Below are 14,801 nucleotides of genomic sequence, written 5' to 3'. Positions count from 1 at the left end.
CCTCGGTCAAGGACTTGGCCCGCAAGCTCATGCGCTACATCCGTCACTACAATCGCGCACCCAAGCCTATCAAGTGGACTTACCGCGACCCCTCACAGCGCATCAGCCTTGATACCATTTCATCTGTTATAGGCCACTAGTATGCCGCCGACGAGCCACCAGTTGATGGACTCCAGCCGGTAAGTCCGTCGAAACAAATATCCGCAGTAGAAAAAGAAAAGTGATAGGCCGAGAACGTAATCCAGCTCTCCCCAGAAGAAAAAGGTGTTAGGTAGGAATAGCAATGGAATCAGCAGGAGAGGATTGTTGGCGTCGGGCGTGATCGATTTCAGCAAATAGGTCGAGGAGAGAGCTAACAGTATGATGCAAAGACTCAATACGACCTTTCCCGACACTTCCGGGGAACAAACAAAATCCAGCGCGCCGATCAGCACTACGGCCGCGGTGTTAGGAACCGGATAGTGCTTGAATGAGTAGGAAGCAGGAGCTTTCCCTTGAACGAGCTCCGCGGCGATGGAGCCTTGAAAGATCCAATCGGGATAATCGGTAATCGGAAGAAAGTGGTGCGCCCAGATCAAAACCAGCGCGCTGATGATACAGGCCGTGAATGTGCTTCTGAACAAGATGCCTTGGCGGTCGAAGAAAGAAGCCGACACCTGCTGACTCACCAGCATGCCAGTGTGCATGAACTATTGGGCGATGTCACCCCGTAGGCGTCGTTGAGCTGACGAACCATAAGTCGCGAAATCCCACCTTGCCGCTTGTGACACCTCGTAGTCCGGCTTCGTTCAGTTCCGGTGTCAGTTGGCGAATGTCGAAGTGAGCGTGATTCCGATGGCGCGTGATGCGGCTGTGCCTCTCGCTTTCCGACTCTCCAAAATCAACCGCGAACAGCCGGCCACCCGGCTTCAAGACCCGTCGTATCTCGCGGATACCTTCCTGGCGTGCTTGGTCTGGCAAATGGTGAAGCATGACTGTGCTCAAGACGACATCGAAAGTCGCATCGGGAAATGGTATTGCCTCGATCGCTGCCGTATCGAACGCCAGCTCGACGCCGGCCTTTCTCGCTTTCTTGCGCGCCCTCGCAATCATCTCCGGCGACGCGTCGATCCCATACACCTTGCCCGACTCGCCGACGCGCCGCTTCGCTGCGATTGCCAGAGTTCCGGTACCGCAGCCTACATCCAAAACCGACTCGCCGGCTGCGATGCCCGCCAGATCGATTTGCTTCTGACGAAACGCTGACTCTCTTCCAAGCGAGATCGCCCAGAGTAGAAGGTCGTAACGTCACGCCCAATGGATGACTCTGCCAGTAGTACGAGGCGCTGGAGTCTTGTCTTCGGCCGGATGCCCATGGAGCCAGCGGAAACCGTACCCGGCCAATGACGCACCGCCAAGTCCGACCGCAACCCAATGCAATGTGATATGAGCCGCCAGGATTACCGCCGCCGTCCCTGCCCCAAACCATAGCCACTTTCTTCCTAAGACTAACGCTAAGACGGCAGCCATCGAGAGTACGAAGGCCACCAACGCGGCGGCTAGCGTCAGGTGACGGTGTCGCATCACGCGGTCCTCCCATCGCTGTCCGCTACGATTCGTGTTCCCTGGTTTTTCGCCAGACCGATGTGGAGCGACGCAAGCGCGGGCAGGTGCTTCATAACCTCTGCTTTAAAGCGATTGGCAAGCTCGATGCCCTCGCCGACGGATAACGCGGCGCCGATCGCGATGTCGGCCTGCGCATGGAGCTGATGTCCTATCCAGCGCGCGCGCGCATCGAGAACCTCGCAGATTTCCGGCACGTGCGCGGCGGCATGATACATTTCGGCGACGATGTTCGGCTCTACCCCGTCCAATAGCCTTGTAAACACGGCGCCCGCCGACTGCCAGACGACCACCAGGATTGTCGCTGCGATAAGTAAGCCGACCATGGGATCCGCTAGTGGAAAGCCCAGCCATACTCCGGCGGCCCCGACTATCACCGCGAGACTGGTCAGCCCGTCCGCCCGCGCGTGATACCCGTCCGCCACAAGCGCCGCACTACCCATCTCGCGGCCCACTCGGATGCGTAGGACGGCAGCCACCTCGTTGCCAACGAAGCCGACGACTCCCGCAATTGCGAGCGCGCCAAGATGATTCACCGGATGCGGATGGAGGAGCCGGTCCAATGCTTGCCACGCGGCAACGACCACGCTCGAGAAGATAACCAATACGATGACCGCGCCCGCGAGGTCCTCGACCTTGCCGTATCCATATGTATATCGGGAGTTTGCCTTGCGGTGGGCGAACAGAAAAGCGATCCACAGCGGCAAAGCAGTCGTAGCATCGGCAATGTTGTGGATCGCATCGGCGAGCAGCGCGACGCTGCCTGACGCGGCAACTACCGCAAACTGCAGGGCGGCCGCGACTGCCAGAACCACGAAGGACCACTGGACGGCCCAGATGCCTCGCGCGGTCGTCGCGACTGCCGGATCGAGCTCACCATGGACATGCGAGTGAGCGTGGCCGTGCTCGCGCCGCGCGAGCCCAACCCAATTCAGAAGACCGCGTGCCATTGCGCTACTCTGCCCGGCATCTCACTAGAGATAGCGGGTGATCTCCTTGAACTCGTCGATTATTTCTTTCTCGCGCCCGGCGATCGGACCAACCGCGGCCTCCAGGCAGTGATCGATATGATCGTGAATCAGCACACCCTTCGCACACTCGAGGGCCCGAATGACGGCGTGCATCTGCTGCGCGATCTCGGCACAGCCGCGGCCGCCCTCGATCATCGAGATAACGTTGCGCAGGTGTCCCTCAGCGCGCCTCATCCGCGCCACCACGTCCTTGTGCGAGCGATGAAGCTCCGGCTCGCCTCGTGACGGCTGGACAGGCGGGCCCGCCGCAAAACGCTCGTTCAATTTCTGCCGGTTTCCCATTGCCACTCCCGATTTGTATTTCCTCTCCAGAGGGTTATCCACTCCAGGGGGATAGGTCAAGCGAAAGAGTCCAGGCACCATCAAGGCATTCGCCGTTGTTCGAGAACACAGAGGGGTCTTTTGCTGGCGGAGCACGGATAGCCGTATAGCAAGGCAGGCTGGAATCCGGTCCCTAAAACGCTTTGCAGGGATCGACAGGAGTCACTCTCACTGGATCGATCCGCTGTCAGGCATGTTGACGGATTTCTGGCGAATCTGTTCAACCCCGCTCGACGAGGTGAGCACGATCGCCGACCACATACCGCCTAGCGCCCAACCGGCGACGACATCCGTCGGCCAGTGCACTCCCAGATAGACGCGTGAAATACCGATCAATAACGGCGCTATGATTCCTATCGCAGCGGTCAAGATTTTGACGCCTAATTCCTTCTGAGTGCCGCCAAATATTCGTGCGAGGGTCCGGTAAACCGCCGCTGACTCCGCGGCGTGACCAGAAGGGAAAGACCCATCGTTTGCCGGGATTGCCCAAAACGGTGACGGTGGTCGCGTTCTAGTAACCGCGAGCTTGACAATGTGGTTGAGCGACACGGCACCAAGCATGGCGAGCGCGAGAAGGAGTAGCGGTCGCCAACTGCGGGTCAACCGCGCCAAGATCGCACCCCCAATGAGTACAGCGATCCAAAGGTATAGGTCGTTACCTACCGTGGTCACTGCTTTCATCACGCTGGTCAAACCTGCGACCCGATGGGCGGTCGCATATTGAACGACCGGGGCGTCGAACAATACCGTCACCAAGGGTCCGACCAACTTTCGGAGTAGCTTGGCGCTAAGCGAGGTGAAGATAGTCAACGAGGCGAATCCACAGACGAGCGATAGGGCAAACCCGGTTGTAGGTCCGAATCGTGACGCGAGAAGCTCGGTTGTCGCTCGATAGCGAGAGGCTAGCCGTTTACTATCGCCCATGCCTCAACCGAATCTCCCTGGTTCTCCTGTCTTACTCATGGGAACGTCGGCTAAGGTCACCTGTCCATATGATATGCCCCTCGGTGGCGATATCGATATCGACTTGTTTAGCGACGGTGAAAAATAGAACGCTGGGATCTTGCAAACCCCATTCGACATAAGGCACTGAGAAATGTGATTTCGCTACCAGGCTGTCTCCGATGAGCCGCCCCTGAACGTCCATTACTATTTGGTGTCCCGCGCCGTGAAGCGTCAGGACTCCTTGCAGCCTTGCCTTAAACTGACCGTCTTTCCCCAGCTGACCGGCGGCGTGGTGGGGATCAAAAGTAATTTTCGGATATTTTTGAACTTCGAGAACGCTGTTTTTCATCCGCCCGTCACGCGCACCAATACCACTGTCGCCGCTCCGCGCATCAACAACAATTGAGCCGCTAGCTTCTCCGGTGGCTAGATCAGCCTTGATGGTTCCGTGGTCGAGCTTGAAGATTCCGTGGGTTGTATGGATGGAGCCAGGCAGGCGGAACTCGATCAGGGTTTTTGAAGGATCGAGCTCGAGCGTTCCGGATCGCGATTCCGCCGCCGCCTGATGCGCCGAGGCCGCGATCGCGAGCACCAATGCGAACGCGCGAACGCTAAATGACATTTATGACGCGGCGCGCCATGCCCAAAGCTTCGGTCCAGAAGCCCGTCGAGGCGTGCATCAACTCGACAATCGATTCCATCGCGTCGACGAACTCATCCAACTGCGATTCGCTTATCACCAGCGCGGGCGCGACTTTGAGTACCATGAAGTTGTTTCCACAGATTTGGCTATAGATCGCCTTGTCGCGAAAAAGCCGCATCACCAGCACCTGCCCGAACATCGCGGGGTGAATCTTCGAGAATGCTTCGAACAGAATCCGGAGGCGAATTTTCCTGGGCGGACGGAACTCGATGCCGGACATCATGCCAAGTCCGCGGATTTCCGTGATCATGTCGTAGCGCGACAGTCGCGATGTCAGCTTCTCGCGAAGATGTTCTCCGAGTTGCGCGCCACGCTCGCCGAGGTTGCTTTCCGCAAGTATGTCCATGGTGGCGAGCCCGGCGCGCATCGAAAGGCTGTTCTCGCTATAGGTCGACGTGTGGATGATCGAGCGTTTGAACGAGGTGTAAACGGAATTGTAAACCGCATCCGACATCAGCACCGCGCCTGACGGTACCAATCCGCCACTGATCGCCTTGGCGAGAATCACCATGTCAGGTTCGACCCCGAAGTGATGTGCAGCCAGAAACGGTCCCGTGCGATACATGCCGGTCTGTACTTCGTCCAGCACTAACAGCGTGCCGAAGCGCCTACAAAGCGATTGTGCTTGTCGCAAATAGTCAGGCGGTGGAATTAAAACCCCAGCTTCGGCTTGAATCGGTTCAACGACGAACGCCGCGAACTTCTTCGACGCTAACTGTTTTCCCAATTCCCCCAGATCGCCGAATCGAACCGCCTTGGTCTGTGGAAGCAGCGGCCCGAACTCCGCCGTCCAGAATGGATTGTCCATCAAAGATAGCGCACCGCAGGTGAGTCCATGGAAGCCGCCACCAGCATACAAGATGCCAGCGCGCCTGGTGTGAGCCCGGGCAAACTTGATAACAGCTTCAACGCCTTCGCTTCCGGAACTGCAAAAGAAGACCTTCGACAATCTACCGCCGGCGTGCGTGCATAGGCGCTGGGCGAGCTCACCCGCCAGCTCCGGAACGTGACCTTGCAGCATCGCGGGTCCGTTGCGGTCGAGTTCGGCCTTAAGGGCACGCACTACAGCGGGATGATTGTGGCCTACGTTATGAACGCAGTAACCGGAGTTGAAATCGAGAATCCGCCGCCCATCCCCAGTGAATAGCTCGGAACCGAGGCAGCTTGTGTAATGCACATTCATCCCGAGTACATCGAGCAGCCGTACCCACTGAGGATTGACGTATTTTTCGTACAACGGTTGTTGTGCGGGTGCAGACGAGTCTTTGGCAGCCGACATTTGGTTCATAGTCATCTCGCTCGAGAGAATTTTATTTTGCACCGCGACTCAATGCGCAGGTACTGCAGGCTGCGAAGCCCACTTAAGTAGAGCCTGCTTTTGGTCATCGGTGAGGCGCGCTGAGTGATCGAGCGCCGTGTAGTCTCCCGGCGGCATCGAACCGGCGCTGACGGACTCTTCGATTTTCTTCAGCGCTTCCGTTTTTTGCTGCGCGTTGTAAGTTTGCCAATCGGAAAAATTCAGCACCCCGCGCGCCGAGTTGGCAGCCAGGTAGGTTGGAGAAACGGCCGCATACCATGGTGCGCTTCCTCCGGTCGAATGGCACTCGTAACACGATTGCAGGAGGAGCGCGTTTACTTGCGCGTCGGTGCTAACTGTGTTCGTAGGATTCGAGGCTGTCGTCTCGGGCGTGGACGTCTGCTCAGAGCTTGAACAGCCCGCTATCAGGAGAGCTAGACCTAGAAGCCCTGCAATCGGAAGAGGAGTCTTGAGCATCATCATACCGTCTAGTCGTTGAGACTCACGAAACGGATAAGTCCTGCCCCGAGGAAGATCACACCTATACCCATCGTTGCCGCCAATGGCCGTAACGCCGCGGACGGCGGTTGATGGCGAATCATCAAATCGTTGAAGGCCTGCATGGTCCAGGTCGTAGGCATCCATCGAGCGAGTTCGCGCATCCAGGCAGGCTCAAAGTCCAGCGGCCACCAGCATCCGCCAATCGCCGCCATCGCCATGCTGATAGTTACGCCCAGCGGCATCACGGAATCATGAGCAGTCGCAATAGAAGCGACCACCAATCCCAAAGCAGCGGCCGCGAAAGAGATTCCGATCGTCGGTATGATCAACGCGAGCGGATTGCGTCCCAGCGTGATTCCAAACAGCGCCCATCCGACGGCGATCAGCAACACCATTTGCACGATCCCGACGATGAACCGCGCGAAGAGCTTGCCCAGCAGCAAACCTGTAAGCGGCGCGCCACTTACCTGTAGGCGCTTCAAGGTCCCCCAATCGCGCTCATCGAACAGCGACAGCGCGATTCCCAACATCATGCCAATCAGGAGAAACGTGACACCGAATCCGGGGACGTACTGGTCGAAGGCATTCACAGTCACAGCCTCGCCCTCGATCGCGGGATGCTCGACGAATCCGAGATCGCCCGGGAGCATGAGCGCCTGCTGCGCCCCGAAGGACTCGATTTGCGATTGTGCCGCCATTCGCGCTTGTTCGGTGACTCTTCGGCACAACTCGTCGATGTGGAGCTCGAGCGCGTTAACCTCGACGCGCCTGACGGGATCCACGAATAGAATCAGCCGAGGCTCGCCGCCCGCGGCGATCGCCGCACTGGTTCCCGCCGGAATCACCATCGCGACGGGCGTGCGGTCGCGCCGACTTACGAGGCGTCGCGCCTCGTCGGGGTCATCGAGCATTTCCAAAGTGATGGGGTGCTCCTTGCGCAAAGCCTCAACTATTCGGTCGGCCAGTTTGCCGTGATCCAGGTCGACCACTGGCAGCCGAAAAGAATTCGCCGAGCCACCGTAGAGACTACCGAGTGAGTATCCCGCGACCGTGATAATCACGACCGGAGCGAACAGCAGCATGAACAGCACGATCGGATCCTTGATCAGGAGCCGCGCCTCGTTCTGCGCCGTGAGCCAGATTGCTCGAAGCATAGCTATACGCTCAGAGTACTTGATCGCGCAGCGTGTGGCCCGTCAGCGCGATGAATGCGTCAGACAGGTTGGGGCTATGCAGGTTGAAGTCGATGACATTTACATCCAGGGTTCGAAGCCCCTGCAACACCTCGGCAACGTGACCGAGACTGTTCACCTCAAGAGTTGCTTTGCCCTCGATTCCTGTCGCGCCGACCTCGCGCACACCCGCGAGCCTGCCGAAGCGCACTTCCGGCAACTGCCCGCGATACGTCAGCTCGATACGAGGCCGGCCGCCTCCGAGCGAAATCACCTTTTCAAGGTCGCCCTCGGCGATCAGTTTGCCGCGATCGATCAGAAGCACTCGATCGCAAATGCGTTCCGCTTCTTCCATGTAATGGGTGCTGTAGATTACCGCCGCGCCCGCATCCGCGTAGTGCCGAATCCGCGTCAATAGCTGTTCGCGCGATTGGAGATCGACGCCGACGGTAGGCTCGTCCAACAGCAGCACGCGAGGACGATGAACAACTCCGCAAGCGAGGTTGAGCAGGCGCTTCATTCCGCCGGAGAAGGCATGCATAGGATCGCCGGCGCGCTCGATGAGACCCACCTCGTCGAGCGCACGCTTGCAGGAGTCGGTCGCCTCGTCGCGCGAGAGTCCCTGCATACGGGCGAAGTGCCATACGTTTTGCGCGGCGCTGAGCGTCGGATAGAGCGCGAGCGATTGCGGCACCAGCCCGAGCATGTGTCCCAACCCGCGCGGGTCGGTCGGCTTGCCATCGATCAGAATACGTCCGCTGTCGGGTCTAAGCAGCGTCGCGAGAATCGAGAGCGTCGTGGTCTTGCCCGCGCCATTGGGTCCCAACAAGCCGGCGATTTCACCGGGCCTCACTGCGAGACTGACATTGTCGAGAGCGCGGCGAGCGCCGTAGCTCTTGGAAATCTCGATCGCCTCGAGAATTGGTGCCTCAGCAGGACTCATTCTGGTATTACGCCGCCGACACCATCATCCGCATTGCGCCGCTCATCAGCGCGTTGAATGCCCCCGGATACCGCATAAGCGAGTTTATTATTGCTCGCCGGGCGCGAGGATGGCGCGCGACCATCAGTAAACCGCTAGTGACGAACCAGTAACCACGATAGACCCGGCGCGCCTCGCGTTCGTAAGCTTGCATACTTTCGCGCGTGGCCCCGCGCTTTAGAATTTCGGGCAGGTGTTTGCCGAGTATCAACGCCGAGTTGAACGCGATCGACAGCCCGTCGCCGGAGATTGAATCCACGAATCCTGCCGCGTCGCCGACCAGCACAACGCGTTCGCCGTTGCGACGCGTTGCGGCATGCGCCATCGGCCCAGCTCCCCTCACCGTTGAAATCGTTGTCGCGTTCCCGAGCCGCGCCAGCAGAGCCGGGAAGCGGCCCGCCAGAACGGAGATTTTCGGCTCCTCGATGACGCCATCTTCCCAGACAAAATTGATTCCGACGCTTTCGTCAGAGACGGGAGTCACCACTGCTTCGCCCTTCTCGTCCACGTAGACTTCGACAAAATCGGTCCAGGGGCGAATTTTGTAATGCTGACGCAGCGCGAACCGGCGCCGCGAGTTTGGCGCCGCTTCGAGACCCGATGCTTTTCGTAGCGACGAGTGAAGTCCGTCCGCCGCGACGACCAACCTCGCGAATATCTCGCCCTCGCTGGTGTACACCGCCGCTTCGCTCGAAGTCGCCTTGAAGCCGATGACTGAGCATCGATTATGTAACACCGCGCCGAGTTCCTCTGCGCGCCGCGCCAGCGCCTCGACTAGCACGGTGCGCCTGATGCCGATGCCTTTTGATGGCATGCGCGATTCCGCCGAGGAACCGTCTTCCTGGATGAAGCGAATGCCGGCGAACGGGAAAGAGGTCGAGCGATCGAAACGGCTGGCGATTCCAAGGCGTTCGAGAGCTTTCACGCCGGGTGGCAGGACGCCTTCGCCGCATGCCTTATCCGGCGGGAAATCGCGGCGCTCGACGACCACTACGGAGAGGCCCCGCTCCGCCGCGACGATTGCGACGGCGAGCCCCGCCGGTCCTCCGCCGACTACGACGAGATCCCAGATCTCGCGCGCAGGATCCGATGCGTAACTTGTCGCGAGGGTGCTCGCCATTGAGACATCACCATTGCAGCAGAACTAATTCGCCGCAGAAGCCGGGCCCCATCGAGAGCAGGATTCCGTAGTCGCCGGGCCGAGCGACATTGGACTCCAGGAAGTCGGCGGCAACAAACAACACCGACGCCGAGGACAAATTTCCGATCGACGCAAGCGACTTCCACGATCGCTCGAGGCTGCACCGCGGTATTTCTAGCGCCTCCTGCATCGCTTGCAGCACTTTCGGACCGCCGGTATGAGCGATCCAGTGCTTGATGTCGCGTCGCGAGAGCCCGCACTCATCGAGGAAGGAATCCGCTCCCTGTCGCAGTTTGTTTCGCACGAGGTCCGGCACGCCCGCCGAGAGCACGATCTCGAAACCAGTCTCGCCGACGTGCCAGGCCATCATTTGCTCGGTGTCATGAAAGAACATCGACTTTGACGCGACGACCCTCGGCCAGCGCGGTCCGCCGTCGATCGCTCCGCCACTCACGACAGCCGCAGCAGCTCCATCGGCAAACAATCCGGATGCGATGATGTTTGCAATCGACTGATCCTTTAGCTGCAGCGTCAGCGAACAAAGTTCGACGGAAACCAGCATCGCTGTATGGCTCGGGAAGCCACGCAGGTAGTCCGCAGCCCGCGCCAATCCAGCAGCCCCGCCGACGCAACCGAGGCCGAAGATCGGCGTTCGCTTTATGTCGGCCCGCATCGACAGCCGATTCACGAGCTTGGCGTCGATGCTTGGCGACGCGATGCCAGTCACGGTGGTGAAAAAAATGTGGTCTATGTCCCTCGGCGACATCCCCGCGCGCGCGAGCGCCGATGACACCGCTTCTTCGCCGAGCTCGGCCGCGCGTTCCACCCACTTGTCGTTCATCTTCGAGAAGGAATCGAGTGCGTGGTAATCCTCTATCGGCAGCGCAAGATGACGCCCGCGCACGCCGACCGACCGATGCAGGCGGTCGAAACGGGTGCGGTCTTCTATTTTGCCGCTCCACTCGTTCCAGAGCGCCGTCGAGAGAATTTCCTGCGGATAATAGTTGGTTGGGAGTGCGCGACCGATCGACCGCAATACCGGGTGCCTGGTGCCCGAGAACTGATGCGTCACGGTGCCCGCCATCTCAATCGGGATTTGCAACGACGCGCTTTTTCAGCGCGCCCTTCATTTCTTCGCGGCTGATTTCCAGCGTGGTCAACAACGGCCAGACCACGCGAGAGAGAAAAACCCGGGGGCTTATACCGGCCCCTGAACTCGCCAGCCGTCGCCGATAATCCGGAATCAGACCGTCGCCCGGCATCTTGAAGCTCGAAAGGACGAAGGCCAGATCGGCCAGCGTATCTTCGCGGTTTTGAATTAGCTCCAACCGGAGCATGTCCCGGTAGAAGCCAGCGTGCGCGGCTTCGTCGCGCCCGACATAAAGGAAGATCGCATTCAGCACCTCATCACCAGCATCGCGAGTTTTGTTTCTCTGCAGGTTGTAAGCGGTGAAGGTCGCGCTCTCCTGGAGCGCGCCATAGCAGGCCATTTGGCGAATCGTTTGAAAAGGCAGTTCCCACTGCTTTGAAAACGTCCCCGTCTCCAAAGCCTCGAACTGCGCAGGCGAACGAAGACCGGAGCGGGTCAGGTATTCGCGGAAGACCAATCCATGCCTGGATTCTTCAAAGGCCCAGCACGTCTGAAACCACGCCGTCCCGAACATCGAGCGCGACAAATCGAGTCCTCTGGAACTGTAATCCGGTACATAGAGTTCTTCAGTGCAAAAGATTTCTATGCGGTCCCCAACTTCATCAGTCGCTTTGCTGGCGTCCAATTTCTCCCACGGCACGTCGTTGAAAATATTCCAGCGCCGCTTGTTCTCAGCCGTTTCGAGAAAATCGAGATAAATCTGATAAGCCCGGTCGCGCATCGTTGAGGGCATTGTCGCGCTCGTCTTTCGGTCGAACACGGTCGGCTCATCCAGCCAGGCCGCATTCTGAACCGGCAGTCTCGTTGGACCTTCAAAGCACGGATCATGTCGACCGCGCTGGGGGGCGATGTTGTTCGTATGAAGCAATGCGGCAGCGACAGGCGCACAGTGCTAGCAATCGGCCTGCCATAGCTTTACGCTAGTATTCGTTGGGCAATCGCACGGCTTCTCATCTCCCTCCCTCGACAATGACTGCTGGTAGTTCCAAAATTTGAACGCATGAAACAGGCTTACGTACAAACTTTTGAACGAAGTGAACTGAGACTCGTCGAATTTGGGCGATTATTAACGAATTTTAATCTTGGATAGCGGCATCGCGTTTGCTCATAGGCCTAGCTCCTTTCGAAACATGGTTGATCTCTGATGGGTCCGCCATCGAGGCGATTCGCGAATTCTGAACAAAAAATGACCGAGAATAAACCGAGCAAGAATCTCTGGGCACTTAGCTCCCTCGCAAGCACCATCGGCGATGGCGACTTCGCCATGGAAGATCACGACTCTTTTCGCCGGCAGGAATTGGTCTTCGCGGCCCTCAACCTGCTGCTAATCGGGGCGCTGCTAGCGCTGCAGGCGATCTCGAGGTTCGTCCGCGGCCGTCCTACGGCATCCGTCATCGTCGTCCTGGCTGGCGGTTTTCTAGTTCAGGCAGTTTACCTCATCTGGCTTCGCACGAGGAAAGCGAGAATTTCTGAGGTGACACGCCGGTTCCTCACTTACTGGTCTCTCGGATTCAACTCGATGCTCGCGTTGGTGCTCACCTCGCTAACCATCAGGGGAGACACTGCGTATTACGCCTTGATGCTCCTTCCGATACTCGAAGCATCGTTCAGACTCAGCCTTGGCGTCACGATCGCAGTGATCGCGCTGGCGGACTTGATCAGCTTCATGGGCGCCTACGGCCTCAAATTCGGCGAGTACATCGAAGCAGGCGCGATGTCGGTAATTTACACCGTGATGGGAGTGCTGGTGTGGATGCTGGTCAACAATCTTCGCGCGCGCGAGGCAAGCTTTGTACGGAATCTCCAGGAACTCGATCGCACCCGTCAGCAATTGCTCTCTGAAGAGAAGCTCGCCGCTATAGGCAGATTGTCCAGGGCAATCGCACACGAGATCCGAAATCCTGTCGCGATGATTTCCAGCTCATTGGCTACCGCTACCCGGCCGGGTCAGGACGAAACGGAACGTGAAGAAATGTTTTCAATCGCGGCGAAGGAAGCCGAGCGTCTCGAGCGGCTGACCACCGACTTCCTGGTCTATGCGTGTCCGCGCCCCGTGCAACCCTCGCGGGTAAACCTCGCCGACACGCTGAACTACGTGGCTACGGTTGCCAGAGCGCATGCTGCCAATGAGGGCGTAACGATCGACGTCGCGGTCGACAGCAACCTCGAGGGGGAATTCGACGCGACCCAGATGTATCAAGCGCTCCTGAACCTGGTGCTCAATGCAATCGATGCCTGCAATCGCGGCGACCTGGTGAGACTCGACGCTCAGAAGAACGGGAGTGGCAAGATTCGAATCGATGTAGTTGACCCGGCGGGACCGATCCCCGCCGAAATTGTGGCCCGTATTTTCGAGCCGCTGTTTACTACCAAGCAGGGCGGCAACGGACTCGGTCTCGCGATCGCGCGCAATATCGCACGAGCGCACGGCAGCGATATCCTGTTGAGGATCAATGAATCGCGGCGGGTATGTTTTTCAATGGAGATACCGGCTCACTCCGGGAGCCAATCTCTCAGATAGGGGACAGATTATGGGGAAGATACTGATCGCAGATGACGAACCGCATTTGCGGCGGATCCTCATCTCCAATCTGAAGCAGGAACATCACGAAGTAGTCGAGGCCGCGGGCGTCAACGATGCGCGGGGCGCGCTTGCCGAGCATACATTCGACGCTGTCATAACCGACCAGAAAATGGGCGACGGTGAGGGACTCGACGTCCTGGCCGCTGCGCGGGAGGCCGATCCCACTCTGTCCGTCGTGTTTCTGACTGCGTTCGCGACGATAGAACTCGCGGTCGAGAGCATGCGCCGCGGCGCGTTTGATTTCATTACCAAGCCTTTCGTTCCTGAAGTTCTGCTCGCATCCGCGACTCGTGCGATGGAGCACACGCGGCTCGTGCGCGAAAACAGCAGGCTTCGCGATACGTTGGTGCGCCTAGAAGGCTCGTCGGAGATCACAGGGCGCAGCGTCGCGATTCGCCAGCTCCGCGAGAAAATTGCGCGCGTTGCGCCAACCAACGCCACCGTCCTCATCACTGGAGAAACCGGGACCGGCAAGGAGCTGGTCGCCCGCGCAATTCATCGCAACAGCCTGCGCGCCGGGAAGCCCCTGGTCGCAGTCAACTGTGCGGCGTTTACCGAAACGCTCCTCGAAAGCGAGCTGTTCGGACATGAGCGGGGAGCGTTCACCGGCGCCGATCGCGCGCGCGAGGGCGTGTTCGAGGCAGCACACGAAGGCACTCTCTTTCTCGACGAGGCGGCCGAAATGTCGCTTCCGGCGCAGGCCAAACTGCTGCGGGTGTTGACCGACGGCCTAGTCACGCGGCTCGGATCGACCAAGCCACGCCATACCGATGTGCGATTGCTGGTCGCAACCAACGGGGATTTGAAGAGGCGGGTGCAGGAGGGCCGTTTTCGCGAGGATCTGTACTACCGGCTCGCGGTAGTTCCGCTCACCGTTCCTGCGCTGCGCGATCATCGCGAGGACATACCCGAGCTATGCGCTCATTTCCTGGCGCAGGCCGTGCGCGAGCTTAAGACGCAGCCGCGCAGAATCAGCGCCGAGGCGATTCAGACGCTTCTCAGCTACGACTTTCCGGGTAATATTCGCGAACTTCGCAACCTTGTCGAGCGCGCGTGCATCCTCTCAGCCGTGGAAGAAATCACTCCGGAGAACTTCCCGGTGTCAACGCCGCGCAGCGCAAACGGGCTCGTCGCCCGCAGTTCCGCCGAGCTCACGGCGGACCAGCTCGCCGAGATGATTCCGGAGACGCACAACCTTCGAGACTTCCTGGCGTCGTTGGAAAAAGCGGTGATTCAGCGCGCGTTGAAAATAACCGACGGCGCCCAGGCCGAAGTCGCGCGCCGGCTCGGAATGTCACGGAGCGATCTTTCATACAAGCTCGGCAAACATCGCATCAAAGATACGGCCGGTTGAAGGCTTTAGTTAAGCAGT

16 protein-coding genes are annotated in these 14,801 nt (G+C 58.9%); 2 read left to right on the top strand and 14 right to left on the bottom strand.

Features of this window, described 5'->3' with window-relative positions:
• Window positions 1-119 precede the first annotated feature (119 nt).
• The 14 genes from VJX68_RS16790 to VJX68_RS16725 all read right to left on the bottom strand — a co-directional run bounded on the left by VJX68_RS16790 (window position 120) and on the right by VJX68_RS16725 (window position 11,713).
• The gene (locus VJX68_RS16790; RefSeq protein ID WP_324096865.1) at window positions 120-686 is read right to left on the bottom strand and encodes a hypothetical protein; all 567 of its coding nucleotides are present in this window, start codon (window positions 684-686) and stop codon (window positions 120-122) included.
• A 16-nt stretch (window positions 687-702) separates the two neighbouring features.
• Window positions 703-1,263: a class I SAM-dependent methyltransferase gene (locus VJX68_RS19390; protein WP_414643496.1), complete on the bottom strand. Its 561-nt coding sequence runs from the start codon at window positions 1,261-1,263 to the stop codon at window positions 703-705.
• A 24-nt stretch (window positions 1,264-1,287) separates the two neighbouring features.
• Entirely contained in the window at window positions 1,288-1,563 is a 276-nt protein-coding gene (locus tag VJX68_RS16780) for a hypothetical protein (protein ID WP_324096863.1), read from the bottom strand.
• The gene (locus tag VJX68_RS16775; RefSeq protein WP_324096862.1) at window positions 1,563-2,552 is read right to left on the bottom strand and encodes a cation diffusion facilitator family transporter; all 990 of its coding nucleotides are present in this window, start codon (window positions 2,550-2,552) and stop codon (window positions 1,563-1,565) included. Before VJX68_RS16775 ends, VJX68_RS16780 begins: the two co-directional genes overlap by 1 nt.
• A 24-nt stretch (window positions 2,553-2,576) precedes the next feature.
• Complete coding sequence (locus VJX68_RS16770) at window positions 2,577-2,921, bottom strand: metal-sensing transcriptional repressor (RefSeq protein WP_414643495.1); 345 nt, start codon at window positions 2,919-2,921, stop codon at window positions 2,577-2,579.
• Window positions 2,922-3,122: 201 nt separating this feature from the next.
• Window positions 3,123-3,707, bottom strand: coding sequence for a phosphatase PAP2 family protein (locus tag VJX68_RS16765; protein ID WP_324096861.1), 585 nt, complete (start codon window positions 3,705-3,707; stop codon window positions 3,123-3,125).
• 202 nt (window positions 3,708-3,909) lie between these two features.
• On the bottom strand, window positions 3,910-4,491 hold the full coding sequence (locus tag VJX68_RS16760; RefSeq protein WP_324096867.1) for a YceI family protein: 582 nt from the start codon (window positions 4,489-4,491) through the stop codon (window positions 3,910-3,912).
• A gap of 19 nt (window positions 4,492-4,510) precedes the next feature.
• The gene (locus tag VJX68_RS16755; protein ID WP_324096860.1) at window positions 4,511-5,923 is read right to left on the bottom strand and encodes an aspartate aminotransferase family protein; all 1,413 of its coding nucleotides are present in this window, start codon (window positions 5,921-5,923) and stop codon (window positions 4,511-4,513) included.
• Between the two features lie 6 nt (window positions 5,924-5,929).
• Window positions 5,930-6,376 carry a heme-binding domain-containing protein gene (locus tag VJX68_RS16750; RefSeq protein ID WP_324096866.1) on the bottom strand — a complete coding sequence of 149 codons (447 nt, stop codon included), beginning with the start codon at window positions 6,374-6,376 and terminating at the stop codon, window positions 5,930-5,932.
• An 11-nt stretch (window positions 6,377-6,387) separates the two neighbouring features.
• Entirely contained in the window at window positions 6,388-7,554 is a 1,167-nt protein-coding gene (locus VJX68_RS16745) for an ABC transporter permease (RefSeq protein WP_324096859.1), read from the bottom strand.
• 10 nt (window positions 7,555-7,564) lie between these two features.
• Window positions 7,565-8,515, bottom strand: a complete 951-nt coding sequence (locus VJX68_RS16740; protein ID WP_324096858.1) for an ABC transporter ATP-binding protein — start codon at window positions 8,513-8,515, stop codon at window positions 7,565-7,567.
• 7 nt (window positions 8,516-8,522) lie between these two features.
• Window positions 8,523-9,674 (bottom strand): NAD(P)/FAD-dependent oxidoreductase, encoded by a 1,152-nt coding sequence (locus tag VJX68_RS16735; RefSeq protein WP_324096857.1) that lies wholly within the window; start codon window positions 9,672-9,674, stop codon window positions 8,523-8,525.
• 7 nt (window positions 9,675-9,681) lie between these two features.
• A complete protein-coding gene (locus VJX68_RS16730) occupies window positions 9,682-10,779 on the bottom strand; it encodes a type III polyketide synthase (RefSeq protein WP_349255933.1) in 1,098 nt (365 codons plus the stop codon).
• Window position 10,780: 1 nt separating this feature from the next.
• Entirely contained in the window at window positions 10,781-11,713 is a 933-nt protein-coding gene (locus VJX68_RS16725; RefSeq protein ID WP_324096855.1) for an acyl-ACP desaturase, read from the bottom strand.
• A 396-nt stretch (window positions 11,714-12,109) separates the two neighbouring features.
• Here VJX68_RS16725 and VJX68_RS16720 point away from each other — a divergent pair, with 396 nt between their 5' ends.
• Complete coding sequence (locus VJX68_RS16720; protein WP_324096854.1) at window positions 12,110-13,366, top strand: sensor histidine kinase; 1,257 nt, start codon at window positions 12,110-12,112, stop codon at window positions 13,364-13,366.
• Window positions 13,367-13,376: 10 nt separating this feature from the next.
• Entirely contained in the window at window positions 13,377-14,783 is a 1,407-nt protein-coding gene (locus tag VJX68_RS16715) for a sigma-54-dependent transcriptional regulator (RefSeq protein WP_324096853.1), read from the top strand.
• Window positions 14,784-14,801 lie beyond the last annotated feature (18 nt).

It is taken from the genome of Binatus sp. (SeqCode), from assembly GCF_035272065.1.
Taxonomy (GTDB): Bacteria; Desulfobacterota; Binatia; order Binatales; family Binataceae; genus Binatus.
The sequence above is the reverse complement of the archived record's forward strand: the minus strand, read 5'-3'. Positions and strand labels throughout refer to the sequence as shown.